Origin of the sequence: Albidovulum salinarum, assembly GCF_025673475.1 — a bacterium.
Lineage (GTDB): Bacteria > Pseudomonadota > Alphaproteobacteria > Rhodobacterales > Rhodobacteraceae > Albidovulum > Albidovulum salinarum.
Genome location: NZ_JAOVQO010000068.1, coordinates 1 through 907, shown reverse-complemented (window position 1 = coordinate 907; position 907 = coordinate 1). Strand labels below are relative to the sequence as shown.

At 68.9% G+C, this 907-nt stretch carries 1 protein-coding gene; it reads right to left on the bottom strand.

The window, feature by feature from the left end:
* A partial coding sequence (locus OEZ60_RS22140) for a beta-keto acid cleavage family enzyme (protein ID WP_263341042.1) occupies positions 1–900 on the bottom strand: 900 nt, incomplete at its 3' end.
* Positions 901–907: the final 7 nt, after the last annotated feature.

The window sequence follows — 907 nt, the reverse complement described above, 5'->3', positions numbered from 1 at the left end:
CCGCTTGGTCAGCCCGAGCTTGGCCCGCACCTCCTCGGGCCCGATCACCCGCGCGCCCATGTTCGTCACCACGGTCGCGGCGCGCTCGACGAGCTGGGCGTTGGTCGCCAGCACCCCCTTGTCGAGCCAGAGGTTGTCCTCGAGCCCGACCCGGACATTGCCGCCCGCGAGCACCGCGGCCGCGGCATAGGCCATCTGGTTGCGCCCGAGCGCGAAGGCCGAGAAGGTCCAGTCCGAGGGCACGTTGTTGACCATCGCCATGAAGGTGTTGAGGTCGTCCGGCGCGCCCCAGGGCACGCCCATGCAGAGCTGCACCAGCGCGGGACCGTCGAGCACGCCCTCCTTCACCAGCTCCTTGGCGAACCAGAGATGGCCGGTGTCGAAGGCCTCGATCTCGGGCTTGACGCCCAAGTCGGTCATCATCCGGCCCATCGCGCGGAGCATGCCCGGCGTGTTGGTCATCACGTAATCGGCCTCGGCGAAGTTCATCGTGCCGCAGTCGAGCGTGCAGATCTCGGGCAGGCAGTCGGCGACATGGGCGACGCGCTCGGTGGCGCCGACCATGTCGGTCGCTCCGGCATTGACCGGGAACGGGCTCTCGACGCCGCCGAAGACAATGTCGCCGCCCATGCCGGCGGTGAGGTTGAGCACGACGTCGACCTCGGCATCGCGGATCCGCTCGGTCACCTCGCGGTAGAGCTTCAGATCGCGCGAGGGCTTGCCGGTCTCGGGGTCGCGGACATGGCAATGGACGATCGCCGCCCCGGCCTTCGCCGCGTCGATCGCCGATTTCGCGATCTCGGCGGGCGAGCGCGGCACATGCGGGCTGCGGTCCTGGGTGCCGCCCGATCCGGTCACGGCACAGGTGATGAAAACGTCGCGGTTCATGGAAAGCGGCATCGGAATC